At 74.3% G+C, this 23,522-nt stretch carries 24 protein-coding genes; 16 read left to right on the plus strand and 8 right to left on the minus strand.

All coding sequences use genetic code 11. From position 1 onward, the window contains the following. The 3 genes from ACIQG9_RS28260 to ACIQG9_RS28270 form a co-directional block, all read left to right on the plus strand. A partial coding sequence (locus ACIQG9_RS28260; protein WP_400408118.1) for a Scr1 family TA system antitoxin-like transcriptional regulator occupies nt 1-289 on the plus strand: 289 nt, incomplete at its 5' end. Next, nucleotides 240-431: a DUF397 domain-containing protein gene (locus tag ACIQG9_RS28265; protein WP_400408120.1), complete on the plus strand. Its 192-nt coding sequence runs from the start codon at nt 240-242 to the stop codon at nt 429-431. The genes ACIQG9_RS28260 and ACIQG9_RS28265, both read left to right, overlap by 50 nt. Before the next feature lie 111 nt (nt 432-542). Beyond that, nucleotides 543-749, plus strand: a complete 207-nt coding sequence (locus ACIQG9_RS28270) for a DUF397 domain-containing protein (protein ID WP_400408121.1) — start codon at nt 543-545, stop codon at nt 747-749. A 933-nt stretch (nt 750-1,682) separates the two neighbouring features. Here ACIQG9_RS28270 and ACIQG9_RS28275 read toward each other — a convergent pair. From ACIQG9_RS28275 to ACIQG9_RS28285, 3 genes are read right to left on the minus strand one after another with little or no spacing between them, the layout of a single operon-like run. Beyond that, nucleotides 1,683-2,480, minus strand: coding sequence for a hypothetical protein (locus ACIQG9_RS28275; protein WP_400408123.1), 798 nt, complete (start codon nt 2,478-2,480; stop codon nt 1,683-1,685). Between the two features lie 41 nt (nt 2,481-2,521). Then, nucleotides 2,522-3,208, minus strand: coding sequence for a DUF3515 family protein (locus ACIQG9_RS28280; protein ID WP_400408124.1), 687 nt, complete (start codon nt 3,206-3,208; stop codon nt 2,522-2,524). Further along, a complete protein-coding gene (locus tag ACIQG9_RS28285; RefSeq protein ID WP_161687828.1) occupies nt 3,209-3,442 on the minus strand; it encodes an Lrp/AsnC ligand binding domain-containing protein in 234 nt (77 codons plus the stop codon). It abuts the gene before it with no gap. 122 nt (nt 3,443-3,564) lie between these two features. Between ACIQG9_RS28285 and ACIQG9_RS28290 the strand changes: the two genes are divergently transcribed. Together ACIQG9_RS28290 and ACIQG9_RS28295 are read left to right on the plus strand one after the other, a co-directional pair. After that, complete coding sequence (locus ACIQG9_RS28290) at nt 3,565-4,503, plus strand: thiamine-phosphate kinase (protein WP_400408126.1); 939 nt, start codon at nt 3,565-3,567, stop codon at nt 4,501-4,503. A 23-nt stretch (nt 4,504-4,526) separates the two neighbouring features. Then, on the plus strand, nt 4,527-4,988 hold the full coding sequence (locus ACIQG9_RS28295) for a GNAT family N-acetyltransferase (RefSeq protein ID WP_400408127.1): 462 nt from the start codon (nt 4,527-4,529) through the stop codon (nt 4,986-4,988). Nucleotides 4,989-5,005: 17 nt separating this feature from the next. Here the strand turns inward: ACIQG9_RS28295 and ACIQG9_RS28300 are convergent, their stop codons facing one another. Beyond that, entirely contained in the window at nt 5,006-6,259 is a 1,254-nt protein-coding gene (locus tag ACIQG9_RS28300; protein ID WP_400408129.1) for an ATP-grasp domain-containing protein, read from the minus strand. Nucleotides 6,260-6,540: 281 nt separating this feature from the next. Then, complete coding sequence (gene rpmB / locus ACIQG9_RS28305) at nt 6,541-6,732, minus strand: 50S ribosomal protein L28 (protein ID WP_088963534.1); 192 nt, start codon at nt 6,730-6,732, stop codon at nt 6,541-6,543. Nucleotides 6,733-6,947: 215 nt separating this feature from the next. Between rpmB and ACIQG9_RS28310 the strand changes: the two genes are divergently transcribed. Together ACIQG9_RS28310 and recG are read left to right on the plus strand one after the other, a co-directional pair. Continuing rightward, nucleotides 6,948-8,582, plus strand: a complete 1,635-nt coding sequence (locus ACIQG9_RS28310; RefSeq protein ID WP_400408131.1) for a DAK2 domain-containing protein — start codon at nt 6,948-6,950, stop codon at nt 8,580-8,582. Then, nucleotides 8,579-10,852: an ATP-dependent DNA helicase RecG gene (gene recG, locus ACIQG9_RS28315; RefSeq protein WP_400408132.1), complete on the plus strand. Its 2,274-nt coding sequence runs from the start codon at nt 8,579-8,581 to the stop codon at nt 10,850-10,852. Before ACIQG9_RS28310 ends, recG begins: the two co-directional genes overlap by 4 nt. A gap of 400 nt (nt 10,853-11,252) precedes the next feature. Here the strand turns inward: recG and ACIQG9_RS28320 are convergent, their stop codons facing one another. Continuing rightward, nucleotides 11,253-12,200 (minus strand): LPXTG cell wall anchor domain-containing protein, encoded by a 948-nt coding sequence (locus tag ACIQG9_RS28320; RefSeq protein ID WP_400408134.1) that lies wholly within the window; start codon nt 12,198-12,200, stop codon nt 11,253-11,255. Nucleotides 12,201-12,905: 705 nt separating this feature from the next. Beyond that, complete coding sequence (locus ACIQG9_RS28325) at nt 12,906-14,195, minus strand: cell wall anchor protein (protein WP_400408135.1); 1,290 nt, start codon at nt 14,193-14,195, stop codon at nt 12,906-12,908. A gap of 305 nt (nt 14,196-14,500) precedes the next feature. On the opposite strand from ACIQG9_RS28325, the gene rsmD reads away from it, so the two are divergent. The 9 genes from rsmD (at nt 14,501) to ACIQG9_RS28370 (ending at nt 22,332) form a co-directional block, all read left to right on the plus strand. Beyond that, entirely contained in the window at nt 14,501-15,064 is a 564-nt protein-coding gene (gene rsmD, locus ACIQG9_RS28330; RefSeq protein ID WP_400408136.1) for a 16S rRNA (guanine(966)-N(2))-methyltransferase RsmD, read from the plus strand. Further along, nucleotides 15,061-15,549, plus strand: coding sequence for a pantetheine-phosphate adenylyltransferase (gene coaD / locus ACIQG9_RS28335; protein ID WP_400408137.1), 489 nt, complete (start codon nt 15,061-15,063; stop codon nt 15,547-15,549). The genes rsmD and coaD overlap by 4 nt, the downstream gene beginning before the upstream one ends. Before the next feature lie 147 nt (nt 15,550-15,696). Then, nucleotides 15,697-16,194: a hypothetical protein gene (locus tag ACIQG9_RS28340; protein ID WP_400408138.1), complete on the plus strand. Its 498-nt coding sequence runs from the start codon at nt 15,697-15,699 to the stop codon at nt 16,192-16,194. Between the two features lie 110 nt (nt 16,195-16,304). Next, nucleotides 16,305-16,868 (plus strand): YceD family protein, encoded by a 564-nt coding sequence (locus ACIQG9_RS28345; protein ID WP_400408139.1) that lies wholly within the window; start codon nt 16,305-16,307, stop codon nt 16,866-16,868. Nucleotides 16,869-16,873: 5 nt separating this feature from the next. Continuing rightward, nucleotides 16,874-17,047, plus strand: coding sequence for a 50S ribosomal protein L32 (rpmF, locus tag ACIQG9_RS28350; RefSeq protein ID WP_088963525.1), 174 nt, complete (start codon nt 16,874-16,876; stop codon nt 17,045-17,047). 114 nt (nt 17,048-17,161) lie between these two features. Next, nucleotides 17,162-18,139, plus strand: a complete 978-nt coding sequence (locus ACIQG9_RS28355; protein WP_400408140.1) for a phosphate acyltransferase PlsX — start codon at nt 17,162-17,164, stop codon at nt 18,137-18,139. A 73-nt stretch (nt 18,140-18,212) separates the two neighbouring features. Then, on the plus strand, nt 18,213-19,037 hold the full coding sequence (rnc, locus tag ACIQG9_RS28360; RefSeq protein WP_400408141.1) for a ribonuclease III: 825 nt from the start codon (nt 18,213-18,215) through the stop codon (nt 19,035-19,037). Beyond that, nucleotides 19,030-19,887 (plus strand): bifunctional DNA-formamidopyrimidine glycosylase/DNA-(apurinic or apyrimidinic site) lyase, encoded by an 858-nt coding sequence (gene mutM / locus ACIQG9_RS28365; protein WP_400408142.1) that lies wholly within the window; start codon nt 19,030-19,032, stop codon nt 19,885-19,887. Before rnc ends, mutM begins: the two co-directional genes overlap by 8 nt. Before the next feature lie 219 nt (nt 19,888-20,106). Then, entirely contained in the window at nt 20,107-22,332 is a 2,226-nt protein-coding gene (locus tag ACIQG9_RS28370; RefSeq protein WP_400408144.1) for an MMPL family transporter, read from the plus strand. 153 nt (nt 22,333-22,485) lie between these two features. Here the strand turns inward: ACIQG9_RS28370 and ACIQG9_RS28375 are convergent, their stop codons facing one another. Continuing rightward, the gene (locus ACIQG9_RS28375; protein WP_400408146.1) at nt 22,486-23,412 is read right to left on the minus strand and encodes an endo alpha-1,4 polygalactosaminidase; all 927 of its coding nucleotides are present in this window, start codon (nt 23,410-23,412) and stop codon (nt 22,486-22,488) included. Nucleotides 23,413-23,522 lie beyond the last annotated feature (110 nt).

Genomic DNA, 23,522 nt, shown 5'->3' on the forward strand with positions numbered 1-23,522 from the left:
CGGTGGTGGGCTGAGTCGGGCAGCCATAGCGGGGAGCTTCGTCATTCTTGACTTTCCCACCAAGGGTGCCCGGTCCGCCGAGCCGACGACGGTTTACAACGAGGGATTGTCCGGAGCCCTCTACCTCGATCGTGTCGAAGAGGTCAGGGCCTACGCCGGTGTGTGGAGCACGCTCACCGCCCAGGCGTTGAGCGTGCAGGAATCACGCGCGCTCATGCAGGAAATCAAGGAGAGGCACCATGACCGAATTCACCGGCGGGATCTGGCGGAAGAGCAGCCGCAGCAGTGACCAGGGTAACTGCGTGGAGGTTGCTGACAATCTGCCCGCCGTGATCGGAGTTCGCGACAGCAAGGATGTCGGCGGCCCGGTCCTGGTCTTCCCATCAAAGGCGTGGCGGAGCTTCCTTACGGGCATCCCCCAGACCCGCTAAGCTCTTAAGGGCGAGGGCGCAAGCTCTCGTGTGCCTCACGGGCGCGATAACAAAACGGGGCTGGTCGATGACATTTCGCCGGCTCATACGGGCATCCAAGGAGGGAGCACCATGACTGCAATCGATAGCGCCGTCTGGCGCAAGAGTAGCCGCAGCAGCCCTCAGGGCAACTGCGTGGAGATCGCCGACAACATGCCTGCGGTGGTGGGCGTTCGGGACAGCAAGGACGTCGCCGGCCCGATCCTCACCTTTCCCCGCCAGCAGTGGCGCTCCTTCACCCGGTCCGTCCAGGCCGACACCCTGCACCCGGCCTACTGATCGGCTCTGCTCAGCGGGCCAACGCACCGTCGCCGTCCCCACGGCCGCCGCTGCCTCTTTCCCGCCACGCTTGCCGCCCCTTACCACCCGCGCACTCCCGCGCACTCCCGCGCACCCCGCGCTCCCGCGCACCCCGCTCACGCGGCGGTCCCGCTGGTTTCGTCGGTCTCTGCGGGTTCCGCCGGTCAAGATCGTGCTGGAACATGGATGTAGTGGTCTCCCGAGCACCAGGAGGCCACTACATCCATGTTCCAGCACGATCTTGCGGCTGCACGACCTTCCCCGCCCCGTTCCAGCACGATTCTGCGGCTGCACGATCTTCTCCGCCCCGTTCCAGCATGATTCTGCGGCTGCACAATCTTCTCCGCCCCGTTCCAGCATGATTCTGCGGCTGCACGATCTTCCCCCGCCCCGGGTGGCGCGGCACGGGAGCCGGACCCGTTGGTCATCGTCGCCAGAAGCAGCTCTGCCCCTCGCCAGCGCCGTAGCCGTCGCTGGACACGTTGAAGTTGTGCACGCGTACCAACTGCTTCATCGCAACCTCTCTGGTGGCAATCTGCAACCGGTCGGTTGCCTAGCTGGACTGACCAGAATGTAACCAGTTGCCCCCGACAAGCTCGCGGCCCCGGGTGCCCCGCCTCGGCCGACGGGTGGTGAAGCACGCGGTGCCGCCGAGCTTTCGATCCGATCGAAGCGGATCGACCCGCCGGGCGGGTATGTCGACCGACGCGGATATGCCGGTCCGGCATATTTATGCCAGAGCGGCATACCGCTCTCCGCACATAACATCCGGCCATCGAACACCGGCAAGCCTGCGGACCCGGGCGGCGAGCACGTCCAAGGAAGGGTTGCGCCGGTACGTGCCGGCAGGTGAGCTGAGCCAGCAGGATCGCGGCGGGCAGGGCTCTCCGGCCGGGAACGGTGCGGTCGGCATCACCCGCAGTTGCCGGCCGCGCCGGTCAGGTCGGTGCAGTGTGCGATCGTCGCATCGTCCGCCGGCACCGCGTGGCGTGCCTCCGCCTGCCGGACCTGATGGATGATCTCGGCGGGTCCGCTCGACGCCAGGACAGCCAGGACCTCTGGCCAGTCGGCGAGCCGGAACCGGTCCACGACGCGGCTGGCACCGTTGCTGAGCAGGACCGCGCTGGTCAGCTCGGAGATCGGACAGCTTCCGGTGATCGCCTCGTCTGCCGCCCGGGGGTCGTCCTTGGCCACCCAGAAGCCGCCCGGCTGGTTTCGGTTGGCGCGCAGGTCCCGCAGGATCCGGTGGTACTCGTCGCTACCCTCGGCGGCGGCCTCGAACGCGGACTGGTAGGACCGGCTGATGATGACCTCTCGGGGATCGGAGACGACGGACGGCGTACCGCCCGTCCGGTCGAGCACGAGGAACGCGTCGCCGAGCACCAGATGCTCGGCGCGGCCGTCGGACAGGCGCAGGATGGCCACGGCCGCCGACGGGCTGATGGGGTTGGTGACGTCGCAGGTGCGCCGGTGATCGTCCGTCACCCGCGCGATGGCCTCGGCGAGCAGTGCCGTCAGGCTGCGGTCCCGTACGACCGACAGGAGGCCGAGGAGACTGCCGCCCAGGCGGCTGGCGTACCAGGCCACGCCGTGCCGGCAGATCGATTCGGTGCCGGCGATGCCGGCCCCGTCGACCAGCACCGCTGCCGTCGGTACGGCACCGGTGAAGTCCTCGTTCACCCGGCCGGTACCTGCCGTGGCGCTCGTCATCGTCACCCGCATGGTCGGGCGTGGCGGCTGCGGCGAACCGGTCAGCCGTGACAGCCGGCGGGGCTGTCGCCCCCGGACGGCACGGCGCGGACCACGGCGTCCGAGATCGGGGTGAGCCACTGCAACGGACCCGGGTACGCCCGGGGCACGGTCACCGTGACCGGGGTCTCCCGGTCGAGCGTGGTGAGCACGGTCGCCTCCGGCTGTTCCGAGGCGAACCAGCAGACGTTGTTGACGGTCCAGACGTCGGCGGTGGCGTCGACGGACGGCTCGGTGCCGCCGCAGGCGACGGTCAGCGCCGGGTCACCGTACGCGGCGTTCTGCTCGGCTCCGGCGGTCACCGGCCGCTGGGCGAGGTCCCGCACGGTGTCCGGGAGCTGCGACACCAGCGCCCGGCAGACCACGGTGGGCCGCTCGGCCAGCGCCGGGGCGGCCATCTCGATCGGCGCGGTGGACTGCGGGCGGGCGCTGGTCGGCGTCGGGCTCGGCGCGGCGGCCGGGGTGTCCGGGGTCAGCTTGGCGAAGGTGAAGCCCGCCACGGCCACGGTCACCGGAACGGCGACCAGGGTGGCGAACAACGCGGCCCGGCGGGTCGATCGGTCCCAGCCGGGCTTACCGGCGGCGGTCGTCGCGGCGGGGTCGGGCTTACCGGCCGCCGTCGGCGCGGCGGCGTCGGGTGCGTCGGCGGCACCGGCCGACGCGGCGGGGGAGGAAGTCTGCTCGTCCACTTACAGGCGCACCACCGAACACGTGAGAGTGCGGGTGATGCCGGGCACCATCTGCACGTTGCTGACGATGAGTTTACCGAGTTCGTCGACGGTGTTCGCCTCGGTGAGGACAACCACGTCGTACGGCCCGGTGACGGCGTCGACCCGTACCACGCCGGCAAGGTCCGCGATCAGATCGGCCACGTCACGTGCCCGGCCCACCTCGGTCTGGATGAGGATGTACGCCTGTACCACGACTCGACCTCCGTCCGTCGCCGCCCAGGGGCGGCCCGAAGGGTGAAACTACCTTACGGAGCAGGCGTGATCCCTATCGGTGGTCGAGGGGAAGCAGTGAGCGAGCGCGTCGGAAGGAAGACATGAGCGTGGCGGGTGTGGGCGAGTTCGGTCTCATCGACCGGGTGACCGCCCGGTTGACGTACGGATCGGCGTGCCTGCTCGGGCCGGGTGACGACGCCGCCGTGGTGGCCGCCCCGGACCGTCGGGTGGTCGCCTCCACTGACGTGCTGGTGGAGGGGCGGCACTTCCGGCGGGACTGGTCGAGCGCGAAGGACGTCGGGCATCGGGCGGCGGCGGCCAACCTGGCCGACATCGCGGCGATGGGGGCCACCCCCACCGCGCTGCTGGTGGCCCTGTGCATGCCCACCGACCTGGACACCGGCTGGGCGGAGGAGTTGGCCGAGGGGCTGGCCGCCGAGGCGGCGCTGGTCGGCGCGGGGGTGGTCGGCGGGGACATGTCGGCCAGCCCGACCCTGACCATCGCGGTCACCGCCCTCGGTGACCTGGCCGGCCGGCCGCCGGTGGTCCGCTCCGGTGCCCGGCCGGGGGACGTGGTGGCGCTCGCCGGGCGGACCGGCTGGGCCGCCGCCGGGCTGACCGTGCTCTCCCGGGGCTTCCGCACGCCGCGCCTGCTGGTCGAGGCGTACCGGCGGCCGGAGGTGCCCTACCCGGCCGGGCCGCACGCCGCCCGGCTCGGCGCCACCGCCATGATCGACGTCTCGGACGGGCTGCTGGCCGACCTGGGGCACGTGGCGAAGGCCAGCGGCGTCGGTGTGGACCTGCGCCGGGACGCCTTCGAGGTGCCCCGGCAGATGCGCGACGCCGCGCAGGCGCTCGGCGTCGACCCGTACACCTGGATCCTGACCGGTGGCGACGACCACGCCCTGGTCGCCACCTTCCCCCGCGCGGTGGCCCTGCCCGAGCCGTGGCGGCCGGTGGGCCGGGTGGTGGCGGGGGCCGGGGTGACCGTCGACGGTGAGAAGCACGACGGTCCGGCCGGCTGGGACCACTTCCGATAAGGGGCGGTCGTACCCTTCACCCCGTGAGTGAGATCGAGATCCGGCCGCTGGGCTTCGACTCGCCGGTGGCGCGGACGCTGATCCGGGCGGCCCTGGCCGACCTGGGCGTCCGGTACGGCGGCAGCGGCGACGAGACCCCCGTCGACCCGACCGAGTTCGTGCCACCGGACGGCGACTTCCTCGTCGCCCACCTGGCCGGCGAGCCGGTCGGCTGCGGGGGCTGGCGCAGCCACGGCGACGACACCGCCGAGCTGAAGCGGATGTACACCGCCCCGGCGGCCCGGGGACGCGGGGTGGCTCGGGCCGTGCTCGCCGCCGTCGAGGAGTCCGCCCGCCGGCACGGGCGCAAGCGGATCGTCCTGGAGTGCGGCGACAAGCAGCCCGAGGCGATCGCCATGTACACCTCGGCCGGCTACGAGCGGATCCCCAACTTCGGCTTCTACGCCGACGCGCCGGGGTGCCTCTCGTTCGGCCGTACCCTCTGAGCCTCGGCCCGGCGGCGTCAGCCGACGCTGAACCGGAGCTTGCCGGCGGCGGCCCCGGCGGCGTCGGTCGCCCCGGCCGGGTCGGCGCCCCAGGCCAGCACGTGGCCGCTGCGGCGCACCGACGAGGTCACCTCGCCCACCCGGTCGCCGACCGCAACGTCGAGCTGCACGTCGAGGACGCCGGGGACCCGGCGGGCGTCGCGCAGCCCGTCCACGGCGGCGACCGTCCCGGGCGGCGGGAGCAGGAACTCCACCGCCGCCGCCCCGGACGGCCGGGCCGGCAGCCGGGGCCGCTCACCGCGCAGCGTCCGCAGGTACGCCTCGATGAAACTGCACTCGTACGCCACCGAGAGCAGCGCGGCGATCATGTCCCCGGGCAGCCGGGCCGCGCACTCGACCAGCGTCGGCACCCCGTCGGCGACGATCCACTCGCTGTGCAGCACGCCGGTACGGAAACCGGCCGCCGCCGCCAGCCGGGTGGCCACCGCCACCAGCTCCGCGCGGGCGGCCGGCGGCAGCGCCGAGGGCACGGTGTGGCCCGTCTCCACCGGACGGCGACCCGGCAGCACCCGCTTGTCGGTCACGTTGCCGAAGCACACCTCGCCGTCGGTGACCAGCAACTCGACGCTGTACTCGGGGCCGACCAGGGTCTGCTCGACCAGCACCTCGGTGGGTAGCTGGTCGGCGGCCTCCACCGGCTTCTCCGGGTCGGCGGTCGCCGCCCAGGCCGGCCCGATGTCGTCGGAGTCGGTGATGAGCTGCACACCCAGGCTGCCGGAGCGGCGGGTCGGCTTCAGCACGCACCGGCCGCCGAAGCGGTCCGCGAACGCCACCGCCCGCTCGGGGCAGTCGACCAGCTCGTACGCCGGGTTCGCCAGCCCGGCCCGGTCGGCGAGCTGGCGCATCCGGTGCTTGTCGGAGAAGACGTCGGCGGCCTCCGGGCCGGCCCCGGGCAGGCCCAGCCGGACGGCGAGCCGGGCGGCGGAGCGCACGGCGTACTCCAGGCCGGGCATCACCAGCCGGGCGGTGGCCAGCCCCGGCTCGCGGGCCAGCAGCGCGTCCACGTCCAGACCGGTCTGGTAGTCGGCGGCCACCAGCCGGGAGACCACCGGGAGGGCGGCCACCGCTGTGTCGACGCCCCGACGGCGGATGATCTCGGGCTCCTCGATCAGCACCACGCTGCCGGGCGGAAACTCCTCGGCGAACCAGTGCAGCATGCCGAGGGAGGCCCCCACGACGATCATCTCGTCCCGGCCCAGGTCGAGGTCCACCGGTCGTCCTCCGTACGGCGTCAGGTGCCGGGAGGATGATGACCATGGCGGTCACCCGGCGCAGGCCGACCTTAACCGGACACCCGTCCGCCGTCGACGCCGCCGTCGGCCACCCGTGACGGCCCGGTCGGCCACCCCTCGTACGCCGGTCGGCCAGCCGCCGTACCCTCCGGTCGGCCAGTCGGCACCGCCCGGTCGGCCGTAGCCGGACACGACAGTACCGGCGGACCGCGACGGCCCGCCGGTACTGGTGGATCTATGCAGGTGGAGGCGTTACCGCGTCAGGCGCGGGTGACCTTGCCGGCCTTGATGCACGAGGTGCAGACCTGCATCTTCTTGGTGTTGCCGCCACCGGCCGGGGTACGCACCGACTGGATGTTCGGGTTCCAGCGGCGGTTGGTCCGCCGGTGCGAGTGGGACACGTTGTGGCCGAAGCCCGGTCCCTTGCCACAGACGTCGCACACGCTAGCCACGGGATACTCCTGGGATTGAAACGTTCATGGGGTCGCCGGCAGGTGCTGCCCGGGCAACCTGGTCAGGCTACCCGATGAACCGAGTGCCGGACCAACCGGCCCGGTCGGGCCCGCCCGGGAACGCGGCCGGTCACCGTCGTGGACGCCGCGCCGGACCGGTGGACACGGCCGGCCGAGCCCGACGCGTGTCGGTGCGCGCCAGTAGGCTTCTGGCCGTGCTGGACACCCTCGACGCCGCCGCGGTACGCCGCTGGTGCGCGAGCGGGCTCACCGCGCTGCGGCGGCACCAGGGCGAGATCGACGAGCTGAACGTCTACCCCGTCCCGGACGGCGACACCGGCACCAACCTGGTGCTCACCCTCACCTCGGCCCAGCAGGCGCTGGCGATGGACCTCGGCACCCTGCCGGAGGACGGCGCCACCCCGCACGGGCAGGCATTGCGCCTGATGGCCCGGGGCGCGCTGCTCGGCGCCCGGGGCAACTCCGGGGTGATCCTGTCGCAGATCCTGCGCGGCCTCGCCGACGCGCTCGGCGCCGTACCCACGGTCGCCGGCCGGGCGCTGGCCGCCGCGCTGCGCGACGCCACCGCCGCCGCCTACGCCGCGGTGGCCCGCCCGGTCGAGGGGACGGTGCTCAGCGTCGTCGCCGCCGCCGCGACGGCGGCCGAGCAGGCCGACACCGACGACCTGCGCACGGTGGTCCGGGCCGCCGCCGGGGAGGCCGCCCGCGCGCTGGCCCGTACCCCGGAGCAGTTGCCCGCGCTGGCCCGCGCCGGCGTGGTCGACGCCGGCGGCCGGGGGCTCTGCCTGCTGCTCGACGCGCTGGTCGAGGTGGTCACCGGGGAGCGCCCACCCCGGCCGGCGCCGGTGACCCGCACGGCCCGTCCGCCGCTCACCGCCGTCCGGGAGTCCGGCTCCACCGAGTACGCCTACGAGGTGCAGTTCCTGCTCGACGCCCCGTACGGGGCGGTGGCCCGGATGCGCGCCGAGCTGGCCACCCTGGGTGACTCGCTGGTGGTGGTCGGCGACGGGGCCTCGCCCGAGGCGTCCACCACCTGGAACGTCCACGTGCACGTCAACGACGTCGGCGCGGCGGTCGAGGCGGGGGTGGCCGCCGGCCGGCCGTACCGGATCGCGGTGACCCGGTTCGCCGACCAGGCCGCGCCGGCCGCCCGGCCCGACCCCGACGGTCCCGCCGTCGACGGCCGGGCCGCCGTGGTGGTCGCGGCCGGCGCCGGCATCGCCGAGCTGTTCGCCGGCGAGGGGGCGACCGTGGTGCCGGGCAACCCGTCCACCGGCGAGCTGCTGGACGCGATCCGGGCCACCGCCGCCGCCCGGGTGGTGGTGCTCCCCAACGACCCGAACACCCAGGCGGTGGCGAACGCCGCCGCGAAGGAGGCGCACCGGCTGGGCGTCAAGGTGAGCGTGGTGCCGACCCGCTCACCGGTGCAGGCGCTGGCCGCGCTCGCCGTGCGGGACCCGCAGCGCCGGTTCTCCGACGACGTCATCGCGATGGCCGAGGCCGCCGGGGCGTGCCGCTACGCCGAGGTGTGCCACGCCAGCCGGGAGGCGTTGACCGTCGCCGGCCCGTGCCGGCCGGGTGACGTGCTGGCCCTGGTCGAGGGGGAGGTCCACCTGATCGGCACCGACCTGGTCGACACCTGCGCCGCCGTGGTCGACCGGATGCTCGGCGGCGGGGGCGAACTGGTCACCCTGCTCTCCGGCGCGGACGCCCCGGACGGTCTCGCCGAGTCGGTCCGGGCGCACGTGGCCCGGCGCTGGCCCTTCGTCGAGGTCCACGCCTACCCGGGTGGCCAGCCGTACTATCCGCTCCTGGTGGGGGTCGAATGACGACGTCCGAGCCGGCCACGGTGGGCACGCCGCTGAAGAAGCTGGTCGGGGACAAGACGGCCAAGGCGCTCGCCGGGCACCTCGACCTGCACACCGCGGGCGACCTGATGTACCACTTCCCGCGCCGCTACGACGAGCGCGGCGAGCACACCGACATCCGCTCGCTGGACGTGGGCGAGCAGGTCACCGTGCTGGCCCAGGTGCAGCGCACCGCCGTACGCCCGATGCGGCAGCGCCGGGGCAACCTGCTGGAGGTGACCGTCGGCGACGGCTCCGGCGGGACCCTGACGCTGACCTTCTTCGGCAACCAGGCATGGCGGGAACGGGAGCTGCGGCCCGGCCGGTGGGGGCTGTTCGCCGGCAAGGTCACCGAGTTCCGGGGCAAACGGCAGCTCAACGGCCCGGAGTACGTGCTGCTCGGCGAGGGCGGCGAGGGTGAGGTCGCGGCCTCCGAGGAGGTCGAGGAGTTCGCCGGCGCGCTGATCCCGGTCTACCCGGCCGCCGCGGCCGTGCCGACCTGGGTGATCGCCCGCTGCGTCCGGGTGGTGCTGGACACCGTCGCCCCGCCGGACGACCCGCTGCCGGCCGACGTGCGGGCCGGCCGGAAGCTGGTCGGGCTGGGCACCGCGCTGCGTGAGATCCATCGGCCGTCCAGCAAGGAGGAGCTGTACCGGGCCCGCCGCCGGCTCAAGTGGGACGAGGCGTTCGCCGTGCAGCTCACCCTGGTACAGCGCAAGCTGCGCGCGGCATCCTGGCCGGCCCGCCCGCGCCCACCGAAGCCGGGTGGCCTGCTCGACGCGTTCGACGCCCGGCTGCCCTACGAGTTGACCGCCGGCCAGCGGGACGTCGGCGTCGAGATCGCCACCGACCTGGCCGCCCCGCACCCGATGCACCGGCTGCTCCAGGGGGAGGTCGGCTCCGGCAAGACGGTGGTGGCACTGCGGGCGATGCTCCAGGTGGTCGACGCGGGGGGCCAGGCGGCGCTGCTGGCCCCGACCGAGGTGCTCGCCGCCCAGCACCACCGGGGCATGCTCGACCTGCTCGGCCCGCTCGCGCAGGCCGGTGAGCTGGGCGCGGCCGACGACGCCACCCGGGTGGAACTGGTCACCGGCTCGCTCGGCGCGGCGGCCCGGCGGCGGGCCCTGGCGGAGGTCGCCGAGGGGCGGGCCGGCATCGTGCTGGGCACCCACGCCCTGCTCTACGAGGGGGTCGACTTCGCCGACCTCGGCCTGGTGGTGGTCGACGAGCAGCACCGGTTCGGGGTGGAGCAGCGCGACGCGCTGCGGTCCAAGGCCGACCAGCCGCCGCACGTGCTGGTGATGACGGCCACCCCGATCCCCCGCACGGTGGCGATGACCGTCTACGGCGACCTGGAGACGTCCACCCTGTCCCAGTTGCCGCAGGGCCGCTCGCCGATCGCCTCGCACGTGGTGCCGGCGGCGGAGAAGCCGGCCTTCCTGGACCGGGCCTGGCGCCGGCTGCGCGAGGAGGTCACCGCCGGCCACCAGGCGTACGTGGTCTGCCCACGGATCGGGGAGGCGAGGCCCGGGGCCGGCGCGGCCAACGCCGACGAGCCGGGCTTCGGCCCACAGGGCGAGTTCGTGTCAGGCCCGCAGGGCGAGGAGGAGCCGCCCCGGGAGGACGACAACGGGCGGCGGCCACCCCTGGCGGTGACCGAGGTGGCACCGCTGCTCGCCGAGGGGCCGCTGCACGGGCTGCGGATCGGCGTCCTGCACGGCAGGCTGCCCGCCGACGAGAAGGACGCGGTGATGCGGTCCTTCGCCGACGGCGCGCTGGACGTGCTGGTCGCCACCACGGTCGTCGAGGTGGGCGTCAACGTGCCCAACGCCACCGTGATGATCGTGCTGGACGCCGACCGGTTCGGCGTCTCCCAACTGCACCAGCTACGCGGCCGGGTCGGCCGGGGCTCGGCGGCCGGGCTGTGCCTGCTGGTGACCGAGGCGGCGGAGGGCTCCTCGGCCCGGGAGCGGCTGGACGCGGTCGCCTCCACCACCGACGGGTTCAAGTTGGCCGAGCTGGACCTCGAACAGCGCCGGGAGGGCGACGTGCTGGGCGCGACCCAGTCCGGCCGCCGCTCGCACCTGCGGCTGCTGTCGCTGCTGCGGGACACCGACCTGATCCGGGACGCCCGCGCCGAGGCGATCACCCTGGTCGAGGAGGATCCGGAGCTGGAGCGCCAGCCGGCGCTGGCCGCCTCGGTCGCCGCCCTGGTCGACGAGGAACGCGCGGAGTACCTGGAAAAGGGCTGACCCCGCGCCCTCCGTGCTCCCGCGCCCTCCGCGCTTCCGTGCTCTCCGCGCTTCCGTGCTCTCCGCGCTTCCGTGCTCTCCGCGCTTCCGCGCCAGTCCTGCGTCGTGGGCTCCGCTGCGCAGCCGGCCACCGCAGTCGGTCGGCGGTAGTCGGTAACGACGAGATCAGCGTGATCCCCTGCCGGATCCGTCGCCCAGGCGAGCGGCAGCCGGCACCGTCGCTGCTCGTCCACGGTGGTCGTCCGGGCGGCGGCCCTCGGGGACGGCGAGGGCGCGCCGACCGGTCGGTCGACGCGCCCTCGGATCAGTCCTCAGGTGCCAAGCGGAGAGGTTCGCCGCGCCGCGCTCAGGCGGGAAGCCAGTCCTCCCATACTCAGGCGGTGGGCCAGCCCTGCCGGGCTCAGGCGGTGAAGCGCACCCGGCGGCGGCGGGCCACCACGTACATGACCGCGCCGGCGGCCAGCAGCAGCGCGGCACCGGCGGCGATGGTGGTGGTGGCGGAACCGGTCAACGGCAGGCCGCCCCCCTCACCGTCGCCACAGTCCTCGGGCTGGGTGTACTCGATGGTCTCCGAGCCCTCGACCACGTCGTAGGAGACGGTGACCTTCAGGCCCGGGTACGCGTCGAAGCTGACCGTGCCGGTTTTGCCCGGGGTCGACTCCAGCTTCTTGGTGACGCCCTTCTCGGTGGTGAGGGTGGCGGTGAAGGGGACGCCCTTGGCCGGGTTCTCCACGATGAAGGTCATCGTGTCGCAGGTCTCCTCCAGCCGGAACACCGGCTCCGCCGGCTCGGCCGGCGGGGTGGCGGCGGGGCTGGACGGCGACGGGCTGGCCGAGGTGGTCGACGGGCTGGGCGACGGCGACCCCGGGGTCTCCGGGGTCTCGGTCGGCGCGGGGCTGGTCGGGCTCGGCGAGGGCGACTCGGTCGGCGCGCAGACGGCCGCCGGCTGGGCGATCACCGTGCGCTCCTCGGTGATGATGCGGTCCCGCCGCTCCCAGCGGGCCTCGACGGTGAGCTTCAGCTCGGGCAGCTTGCCGGTGAAGGTGTGCGTCTGGCTGCCGGCCAGCGGGCCGTCGCCCTTCTTGGGCAGCGCCGCGCCGACCGCCAGCGCGCCGGAGAACTCGCCCGGCACGCTCGACTCGAGCTTGGTGATGGTGGCGTTGAGGTCGCCCTCGCTGTTGCCGACGGACCAGTTGACGGTGACCCGGCCGTCCTTCTGGGCGCAGTAGGTGCCCGAGGGCTCGGGGTGGTGGGCCAGGGCCGGGCTGGCCACGGTCGCGACGCCGGCGAGGCCGATCAGCGCGCCGGCGGTGACCGCGGCGACGCGCCGGAACTTCAGGCGGTTCACGTGTACTCCTGACGAGGGGGGTGGGGTGCGCGCGCCGGGCGGTGGGAGCAGGCGCGGCGACCGGTCGTGGGCTCCGCCCGGTGCGCCCCTGGGACGCCGTCGGGCGTCCGCGCGGGTGCGGGCGTGCCGGGTGAATGTACCGAGGGGTGGCAGGTGGCCCGGCGACCGTCAGCCGTTGTGACCATTTCGTGATCATCGATGGACGTAGAGTCAGCGGACGGTCGCGCAGCACCACCGTGGACGGTGCCGCGGCCCACAGACGGGCGGCTCACGGACGGGCGGCTCACGGACGGGCGGCCCACAGACGGGCGGCCCACGGACGGGCGGCCCACGGACGGGCGGCCCACGGACGGGCGGCCCACAGACGGGCGGCTCACGGACGGGCGGCTCACGGGCGGGCGGCTCGCGGGCGGGCGGCTCGCGGACGGGGCGGCCCGCGCGGCCCGCGAGGAGCGGCCCGGGAACGACGGAGGCGGGGCCCCCCCCCCGGCCCCCGCCGGCGCCGGGGGGGGGGGGGGGGCGGGGGGCGCCCCCCCCCCCCGGCGGGGCGCCAACAACAGCCACCCCCCCCCGCCCCCCCCCACCCCCCCCCCCCCCGCCCCGCCCCCCCCCCCGCCCGCCCCCCCCCCGCGCCCCCCCCCCCCCCCCGGGCCCGCCCCGCGCCCCCCCCCCCCCCCCCCCCCCCCGCCTCCGGGGTCGTACGGGTCAGGCGGTGAAGCGGATCCGCCGGCGTCGGGCGACGACGAAGAGCACCGCGCCGGCGGCCAGCAGCACGGCCGCGCCGGCCGCGATGGCGCTGGCCGCCGCGCCGGTCACCGGCAGGCCGCCGTCCTGGTCGCCGCCCCCGGTGCCGCCGGACCCGCAGTCCTCGGGCTTCTCCCAGGCCAGCGGGCCGCCGGAGTCGAGGGCGCCGGTGACGGTGACGGTGAGGTTCTTGCTGGCCGCGAAGCTGACCGTGCCGGTCCGTCCGGGCTCGACGGTGAGCTTCTTCGGCTCACCCTTGTTCGGGGTGAAGGTGGAGGTCAGCGGGGTGCCGTCCTCCGGGTTGCTGATCCGGAAGATCATCTGGTCGCAGGTGGACTCGTGGCTGGCGTCGGGGGTGCCGATCGACGGCTGCTGGCAGTCGTCGGGCTTCTCCCAGCCGCCGGTGAAGTCCTTCATGCCGGGGGCGACCACGGTGATCTCCTGCGCCTCCCCGGGGGCGAGCTTCCGCGTCACGATCTTGCGCATCGGGACGGCCACCTTCTCGGTGAAGCCGCCGCTGCCGGTGATGGTGAAGGTCGCCGCGGCGTTGCCGCTGCGGTTGACCAGGGTCAGCTCGACGTTGCCGTCGCAGTCCGACCCGGCGATCACCTCCGGAGCCGCGACGCAGCTACCGGACCCGCCGTTGTACCAGGCGCGCGGGCCGGTGGACCGGGAGCCGATGCCGGCGGGGCTGCCGACCTTGCGGTCGCCGTACCGGTCGCTGGTGTCGGTGAGCGGGTCGATCACCTTGCTGCCGAAGACGAAGTCGACCTGGGTGTAGCAGTGGGGCACCGTGACGGCGAAGTCGAGGGTGGCCAGGCCCAGCTCGCCCGGGGCCACCCCGGTGAACTTCTTGACCGAGGTGTCCAGCACGTACTGCGGCACGGCGAACTGCGCCGACGGCGTCACGTACGACACCAGGGCCAGTTCCTGCTCCTCGCCCCGGCAGAGCGGGCCGTTGCTGAGGGTGATCGAGGCCCGGCCCGCCGGCCCGTCGAAGGTGTGCGTGTAGCGCGCGTCGGCGGCGGTCACACAGGTCGGCGCGGCCGGCTGGCCGGCCGGGGTGCTCGCTGTCGCGCCCGGTGTGGCGGTCGCGCCGGGTGCGGCCGTCACGCTCGGTGAGGCCGTCGGGGTCGGCGGGGCGTTGGTGGCGCTGGCCGGCGCGGTGAAGGTGAATGCGGTGGCCAGGCCGGCCAGCGCGGCGGCTGCCACGGCGAGCGGTCGCCGGTGCGACAGCGGGGGGCGGATCACGCGTACTCCCGGGTGAAGAGGCGTCAGGGCGCGGCGGGTGCGGCGCTGCCGGGTCGCGGGCGGGTGCGCGGCGCCGCGACGGCGCCTCCCCGGCGCGTGACCGGTGGAGCGGCACCGGCGTCGGGCCGACCATAGTGGGCCCGCCACCCGAGGCACAGCGCACAGGTTCCGCTAAGGACGTTGTTATGTACCCGAGATGTTCGGTGGACGGGAAGTGATCAACTCGGCACCGGGCCGGCACACACCGGGTCGCCCGGTCCGCTCCGGCCGTCGCGTAGCGTCACTCCCATGAGCAGGGGGAGACCGTGACCCGGATCGTGGCCGGGACGCACGGCGGGCGGCGGATCGCCGCGCCGCCCGGCGCCGGCACCCGACCCACCTCCGACCGGGTACGCGAGGCGCTGTTCAGCGCGGTGCAGGCCGAGGTGGACCTCGGCGGCGCGCGCTTCGCCGACCTCTACGCCGGCTCCGGCGCGGTCGGGTTGGAGGCGCTGTCCCGGGGGGCCGAGCACGTACTGCTGGTCGAGGCGGACTCCCGGGCCGCCCGGGTGGTCCGGGAGAACGTCGCCGCGCTCCGGGCCGCCCCGGCCGCCCGGCTGGTCACCGGCAAGGTGGCCGGCGTGCTCGCGGCCGGCCCCGGCGACGAGCCGTACGACGTGGTCTTCGCCGACCCGCCGTACGCGGTGCCGGACGCCGAGATCACCGCGATGCTGGCCGCGCTGGTCGACCACGGCTGGCTCGCCCCGGACGCCCTGGTGGTGGTGGAGCGGTCCACCCGCAGCGGGCCGGTCGACTGGGTGCAGGGCATCACCGCCGGGCGCAGTCGGCGTTACGGCGAGACCACCCTTTGGTACGGTCGCCGATCATGAGACGTGCGGTGTGTCCCGGCTCGTTCGACCCGGTCACCAACGGACACCTCGACATCATCGGACGGGCCAGCCGGCTCTTCGACGAGGTGATCGTCGGCGTGCTGGTGAACCAGTCGAAGAGTGGCCTGTTCACCGTCGAGGAGCGGATCGACATGCTCCGCGAGGTGACCGCCTCGTACGAGAACGTCCGGGTCGAGTCCTTCCGTGGGCTGCTGGTCGACTTCTGCCGGGCGCAGGAGGCGAGCGTGCTGATCAAGGGCCTGCGGGCGGTCAGCGACTTCGACTACGAGTTGCAGATGGCCCAGATGAACATCGGCCTGGCCGGGGTGGAGACGCTCTTCATGCCGACCAACCCGCTGTACTCCTTCCTCTCCTCCAGCCTGGTCAAGGACGTGGCCAAGTGGGGTGGCGACATCTCCTCCCACGTCCCCGACGTGGTCCGTCAGCAGTTGATCACCCGCCTGGCCCCCGGTTCCCGCCCCTGACCCCACCCCGCCGGCCGGTGGGCGACGCGCCGGGGTGGGTGGATGGGGCGAGGGTGGCTCGCGCACGACATCATGTGTTGCAGCGCCGAACCCGGGCGCAGGCCGCATCATGTAGGTCGGCCGACGAACGACAGGAGTGAGGTACCGGTGGACCCGCTCGATCGCATCGACGAACTGATCGCCATGGTGGAGCAGGCGCGCTCCGTCCCGATGTCGCGCAACAACTGCATGTTCGACCGGGGCGAGATGATCGGCGCCCTCGACGAGTTGCGCGCCGAGCTCCCGGCCGACCTGCGTCGGGCCGCCGCGCTCCTCGGCGAGCGGGACAAGATCATGGAGGCCGGCAAGCGGGAGGCCGACCGGATCATCAGCGAGGGTGAGGCGGAACACGCCCGCCTGGTGTCGGTGAACGAGATCACGGTGTCCGCCGAGCACGAGGGGGCGCGGATCATCGCCGAGGCCCGGGCCGAGGCGCAGCGGCTGCGGGAGGAGGTCGACGACTACGTCGACACCGCGCTGGCGAACTTCGAGCAGTTCCTCACCCGGGCGCTGGCCTCGATAGAGCGTGGCCGGGACAAGATGCACGCGCTGCGGGAGATCGGCACCTTCGGTGGGGACGAGGCGGAACGCCCGCTACCCTTCTGAGCGGCACCTCATCCCACCGACGGACGGGTCGGGCGTCGCCCCCGGTTCGACGGCCCGGCGGTCGCCCAGGTACCCTTTTTTGTCGGCCTCTCACCGGCCGGAGTCTGACTATGCCCAAACGCTCGCCTTCATCACTCAACCCCAGGTCGCCGCTGGTCCTCGACACGAGGGACCTGCCGCGCCGGCCTGGTGCGTTGCGTACGGTCAAGCGGGTCGTGCCGGCACCGGCGGACCTCGGCGTGGAGTTGATCGGCGTGCCGGAGGGCGCGGACCTCGACCTCGACCTGAGGTTGCAGTCGGTGTCCGAGGGTGTGCTCGTCTCCGGGACCATCACCGGTTCCGTCCGGGGCGAGTGCGGGCGCTGCCTACGCGAGATCAACGACTCGGTGGTCGTGAACGTCCAGGAGCTGTACGCGTACGAGAACAGCACCACGGACATCACGACCGACGAGGACGAGGTGGGCCGGATGCAGGACGATCTGATCGACCTGGAGCCGGCGCTGCGGGACGCGGTGGTGCTCACACTGCCGACCAACCCGCTCTGCCGGGAGGACTGCCCAGGCTTGTGCCCCGAGTGCGGGGTGCACTGGGACGATCTGCCGGCCGACCACAGCCACCAGCAGATCGACCCGCGTTGGGCGGGCCTGTCGCAACTGAACCGTACAGAGGAGTAGGAACCGTGGCCGTCCCGAAGCGCAAGATGTCGCGCAGCAACACCCGGTCCCGCCGGGCGAACTGGAAGGCGGCCGTGGTCGCGACCGTGGCCTGCCCGCAGTGCAAGTCGGCGAAGCTGCCGCACGCCGCGTGCTCCGTCTGCGGCACGTACAACGGCCGCCAGGTCCTCGAGGTCTGACCTGGACGCCGAGTGACGCCCCCGACCAGCGGTCGGGTGGCGCGCGCACCCAGGCGATCGCCCGGTGCCCCGGCTCCCTCCGACGCCGGCCGGCCCGCTCCGGCCGGCGTACCGATGGAGCCGGGCACCGCGCGGATCGCCGTTGACCTCCTCGGCGGGGACGATGCTCCCGCCGTCGTGGTTGACGGCGCTCTGCGTGCCGTGCGTGCCGACCCTGACCTGCACCTGCTGCTCATCGGCCCGACCGAGGTCGCGGCCGGGGTGCTCGACGCCCTGACGCCGGTGCAGCGCACCCGGATCACGGTCCGCCCGACCCGGACCGCCGCCGGGTCCACCGACCACGCGCCGCGCGCCGACAGCACCGTCCGGGCGGCCGTCTCGGCGGTCCGCGACGGCGCCGCCGACGCGCTCGTCTCCGCCGGTTCCACCGGCGCCACCGTCTCCGCCGCCGCCCTCGGCTTCGGCCGGTGGGACGACGTCCGCCACCCCGCGCTGGTGGCCACCCTGCCGGCCGTGTCCGGCCCGGTCGTCCTGCTCGACGTCGGCGGCTCGCTGGAACCCCGCCCCGCCACCCTGGCCCAGCACGCCGTGCTCGGCGCGGCCTACGCCGCCGTCGCGCACGCCGTCGCCGCGCCCCGCGTCGGCCTGCTCTCGGTCGGCACCGAGGCCGGCAAGGGGGACCGCCCGCGCCGCGCCGCCGACCCGCTGCTCGCCACCACGCCACTGCCCTGCGACGCCCGCTACGTCGGGCTGGTCGAGGGGTACGACGTGGCGCTCGGCGTGCGCGCCGACGTGGTGGTCACCGACGGCTTCACCGGTAACGTGCTGCTCAAGGCCATCGAGGGCGCGTACGCGATGGCCGGCGGCCCGCCCGCGAGCGGCGGTGCCCCCCGGGCGGCGGCCCTGCTCGGGGTGGCCGGCACCGTGGTGGTCTGTCACGGCGCGGCGGCCCCGGCCGACGTCGCCTCCGGGATCGCCCTGGCCGCCCACCTGTGGCGTCGCCGGGCCACCGACCGGGTCCGGGAACTGCTCGCCCCGGCCCGGGACCCCGTCCCGCCCGGTGACGAGGCCGGCGCAGCGGTGTGCGGATGACGCCGGCGGTCGTCAGGTGCGCGAGGAGTGAACGTGTGAGCCCCGCAGTCGCGAACGAAGCAGAGGTAAGAGCATGACGAACGACAAGCGGCGGCGCGCGCCCGTCGGTCACCTGGAGGCGGCGTTCGGTGTGACGCTCGACTCCGAGTTGCTGGAGCGGGCGCTCACCCACCGCTCGTACGCGTACGAGAACGGCGGGCTGCCGACCAACGAACGGTTGGAGTTCCTCGGCGACTCGGTGCTCGGTGTGGTGATCACCACGGCGCTCTTCCGCAACCACCCGGACCTCCCCGAGGGGCAGTTGGCGAAGCTGCGGGCCAGCGTGGTGAACATGCGCGCGCTGGCCGAGGTGGCCCGGGGGCTCGGCCCGGACGGGCTCGGTGCCTACCTGCTGCTCGGCAAGGGCGAGGAGAGCACCGGCGGACGGGACAAGGCGAGCATCCTCGCCGACACCCTGGAGGCGCTGCTCGGCGCGATCTACCTCCAGTACGGGCTGGACACCGCCGCGCTGGTCATCCACCGGCTCTTCGACCCGCTGATGGCCGAGTCGGCGGGCCGGGGCGCCGCGCTGGACTGGAAGACCAGCCTCCAGGAGTTGACCGCCGCGTTGGGGCTGGGTGTGCCCGAGTACCGGATCGAGGGCACCGGCCCGGACCACCTGAAGACCTTCACCGCGTGGGTGGTGGTGGCCGGCAACCGCTACGGCGGGGCCGAGGGGCGCAGCAAGAAGGAGGCCGAGCAGCGGGCCGCCGAGGCGGCCTGGCGGGAGCTGACCGAGCAGGCCGAGCGGGACCGGGCCGAGGCGGCACCGGACGGGGCCGCCGGGCTGGACGGGGCCGCCGGGGCGGAACGGGCCGGCGCGGACCAGACCGCCGAGGCGGGCCTGGGCCGTGCCTGAGCTGCCCGAGGTCGAGACGGTCCGGCAGGGCCTGGCCCAGTGGGTCACCGGCCGGCAGATCGCGGCGGTGGAGGTCCGCCACCCCCGGGCGGTACGCCGGCACGTACCCGGCTCGGCGCACTTCGCGGACGTGCTGGCCGGCCGGACGGTCACCGACGTCCGGCGGCGGGGCAAGTACCTCTGGCTGCCGTTGGACAGCGGTGACGCGCTCGTCGGCCACCTGGGCATGTCGGGGCAGCTACTGCTCCAGCCGGCCGAGGCGGCCGACGAGCTGCACCTGCGGGTCCGGTTCCGGTTCGCCGACGACGGCCCGCAACTGCGCTTCGTCGACCAGCGCACCTTCGGCGGGCTCTCGGTCAGCGAGGGCGGCGCGGAGCTGCCGGCGGAGATCGCGCACATCGCCCGGGACCCGATGGACGCCGAGTTCTCCGACGCCGGGTTCGTCGCCGCGCTGCGTCGCCGCCGCACGGAGGTGAAGCGGGCCCTGCTGGACCAGACACTGATCTCCGGGGTGGGCAACATCTACGCCGACGAGGCGCTGTGGCGGGCGAGGCTGCACGGCGCCCGACCCACCGACGCGCTGACCGCCCCGGCCGCCGGCCGGCTGCTCGGACACGTCCGGGACGTCCTGGCCGAGGCGATCGGGCAGGGCGGCACCAGCTTCGACGACCTGTACGTCAACGTCAACGGCGAGAGCGGCTACTTCGACCGGTCGCTGAACGTCTACGGCCGGGAGGGGGCGCCCTGCCGGGGCTGCGGCGCCCCGATCCGCCGGGAGGCGTTCATGAACCGGTCGTCGTACAGTTGCCCGCGCTGTCAGCCACGACCCCGGGGCGCCCTGAGGGGATGACCCCGAGCCGGTTCGGGGTCGCCGGGGTGTGCCACGCCGACGCCACCCCCGACCGCCGCCGGAATTCGCCCGATCCACCCGGTCGGCCCGCCCCGGCCGACCCGACCCGACGGGTTCCGGCCGTCCGGGACAGGCCGGGGCCGTACCCCGATGTCTCCCGCCACCGCCGTCCCTAGCGTCAGCACGGTGGGCATGGTGCCGACGGGAGGGGGCCCGGACATGGGCGGCAGACCGGTGACGGTGCGGTTGGCGCGGTGGAGCGCCGAGCACCCGTGGCGCGCGATCGCGCTCTGGGTGGTCTTCGTGGCGGTGTGCTTCGTCGGGGGCAACGCCGCCGGAATGAACGAGGCCACCGAGGCGGACCAGGCGATCGGGGAGTCGGGCCACGCGGACGTGATCGTCACCGACGGGAAGTTCGCCGACCCGGCGGTGGAGAACGTCCTCATCACGCCGCGTACCGGGGCGCTGGACCAGGCGGCGGCGAGGGCGGCGGCGGCCGACGCGGCCGACCGGCTCCGGCAGCTCACCGGCGTCGCCTCGGTCGGCACGCCGGTGTCGTCCCGGGACGGCGACGCGCTGCTGCTGCCGATCACCATGTCCGGCGACCGGCAGACCGCCTCGGAGCGGGTGCAGCCGCTGCGCGACACCACCGCCCAGGTGCAGCAGGCATACCCGCAGCTCCGGGTCGAACAGGTCGGCGGCCCGTCGATCAACCAGGCGTTGGACGACACCCTGGGCCGGGACTTCACGCGGGCCGAGCTGCTCAGCCTGCCGGTCACCCTGGCCATCCTGATCGTCGCGTTCGGCGCGCTGATCGCCGCCGGGGTGCCGGTGCTGCTGGCGCTCTCCTCGGTCGCCGCCGCGATGGGGCTCTCCACCCTCGCCTCGCACCTGGTGCCGGCGACGGACACCACGGCCAGCGTGATCCTGCTGATCGGGATGGCCGTCGGGGTGGACTACTCGCTGTTCTACGTCCGCCGGGAACGTGAGGAACGGGCGAAGGGCCGGTCCGGTCTGGACGCCGTGGAGATCGCCGCCGAGACCTCCGGGCACGCCGTGGTCGTCTCGGGCTTCGCGGTGATCATCTCGATGGCCGGGCTGCTGCTGGCCAACGACGCGGTCTTCTCCTCGCTCGCCGTCGGCTCGATCCTGGTCGTCGCGGTCGCGGTGACCGGTTCGCTGACCGTGCTGCCGGCGCTGCTGGCCAAGCTCGGCCGGTGGGTGGACCGGCCCCGGGTGCCGCTGCTCTGGCGACTCACCGCGCCCCGCGTCGGGCGGGCCGGGCAGCCGGCCCGGCCCCGGTTCTGGCCGGCGGTGCTGCGGCCGGCCCTGCGCGCGCCCCGGGTCACCCTGATCGTGTCGGTGGGGCTGCTGCTCGCCCTGGCCGCCCCGGCGCTCGCCATGAAGCTGAAGTTCCCCGGCATGGAGGACCTGCCCCGGACCACGCCGGCCATGCAGGCGTACGACCGGCTCACCGCCGCCTTCCCCAGCACCGGCACCAGCCACACGGTGGCCGTGCGGGCGCCGGCCGGGCAGGCCGACCGGGTGCACGCCGCGCTGACCGGGCTGGCCGGCCGGGCCGGGGCCGACCCGCTCTTCGCCCCGGTCGAGGCGGACGGCCCGAAGATCGAGGTGTCGGCGGACCGCCGGGTGTCGGTGCTGGAGCTGGCCACCCCGTACGCCAGCCGGGACGACGCGGCGGTGGACTCGCTGCGTAAGCTCCGCACCGACCTGCTGCCGGCCGCGCTGCGCGGCATCCCGGGCGTCGAGTACGCCGTCGGCGGCGGGGTGGCCGCCAGCGAGGACTACGCGCAGCACATCCGGGAGAAGCTGCCGCTGGTGATGGCCTTCGTCCTGGCGCTGACCTTCCTGGTGATGACCTGGACGTTCCGCTCGGTGGTGGTGGCGCTCACCTCGATCCTGCTCAACCTGCTCTCCGCCGGGGCCGCGTACGGCCTGCTGGTGCTGGTCTTCCAGGGCAGTTGGGCTGAGGGGCCGCTCGGCTTCACCTCGATGGGGGCGATCGTGTCCTGGCTGCCGCTCTTCCTCTTCGTGGTGCTCTTCGGACTCTCCATGGACTACCACGTCTTCGTGGTCAGCCGGATCCGCGAGGGGATCCGGGGCGGCATGTCGAACCGGGACGCGGTGGCGTACGGGATCACCTCCTCGGCGGGCGTGGTGACCAGCGCGGCGATCGTGATGGTCGGTGTCTTCGCGATCTTCGCCTCGCTGAGCACGATCGACATGAAGCAGCTCGGCGTCGGCCTGGCCGCCGCCATCCTGCTGGACGCCACGATCATCCGGGCGGTGGTGCTGCCGGCGCTGATGACGCTGCTCGGCGACGCCAACTGGTGGGCCCCGCGCTTCCTGCGGGGGCGGACCCGGGCCGCCACCTCGCCGACCGACCCGCCCGCCCCGACCCCGGAACTGGTCGGCGCCCGCTGACCCGCCGACCGACCGACGGCGGCCCGGACCGGACAACCCGGCCCAGGCCGCCGCCCGGTTCGTGGGCCTCCCCGGCTCCGGCCTCGGCCCCTCGGCCTCGTCTCCGGCCCTCGGCCTCGTTCCTGGCCTCGTCCCCGGTCGGAGTGGCCGGGGTCAGGGCAGCCGGCAGGGGTCGAGCCAGGCATCCAGCGCGCGTTTCTTGCGGATCGAGGCGAAGCCGTACCCGAGGGTGGTCACGCAGAAGCCCGCCGGGTCCCCGGCGTACTCGACGTGGAACACCGGCTTCCGCGCGTCGGCGAAGGGCAGCAGCCGGGCGCAGTGGCGTAGCCGGACGCACTCCTCGTTGACCGCGAAGTCGAAGTCCGGTGCCAGCGCCGCCACCTGACCGACGTCGTTCAGCAGGCCGGGGGAGAGGTCCAGGGACCGGCCCAGGTCGGCCACCCGCCGGTTGAACAGCAGTTGGTCGTCGAAGCCGAGCGGGAAGCCGGAACGGTGGTCGTAGCCGTCGGCGTCGGCGAGGGCGACCGCGCCGAAGCCCTTGCCCCGGCACAGCCGGAACCGGTCGGCCAGCACGGGGCGCAGCAGGTCCCAGCGCCGGACGTCCAGCCAGCGGGTGCCGGGCCGGCTGGCCGGGTCGCCCCGGACCACCGCCGGGAAGCGGGTGGCGTCCGGATCGGTCTCCGCGTACGTCCCGACCGGCACGTGACAGACCAGCCGCCGGTCCTTCCGCCGCAACGCGCCGGTCTCGGCGGCGGTCACCCGTACCGGGTCGAGGAGGAAGACGTCGGCGTCGACGGTGGTGTCGACCGGGTCGGTGAGCTGCCACTGCCACCGCCACCGGTGGGCGGACCCGGTGGGCCAGGGGGTCGGGGCGCCCGGCGGGCCGAGGTCGGGACGGCAGGCGTACGCGGGGGCCAGCAGGGCGAGTGCCACGGCGGCCGGCAGGGCCCGGCGGGCCGGGTGCCGGCGCGGGCGGGCGGGGACGGCGGCCGGCGCATCGCGGGTCGCGGCGGCCGGCAGCGTCCCGGGGGACCGCTGGTCCGGCCAGGACCGGGCCGGCGGGGTGGGCCGGATCCGCATCGGCAGCTCCCGGGTTCCGTGCGGTGCCCGCCGCCGCACGCCTCACCCGGTCAAACGAACACCCCCCGGTGACGACGCGGCCACGTCGTCACCGGGGGCGGACCCGTCCC

Source organism: Micromonospora sp. NPDC092111 (assembly GCF_044755745.1).
Classification (GTDB): Bacteria; Actinomycetota; Actinomycetes; order Mycobacteriales; family Micromonosporaceae; genus Micromonospora.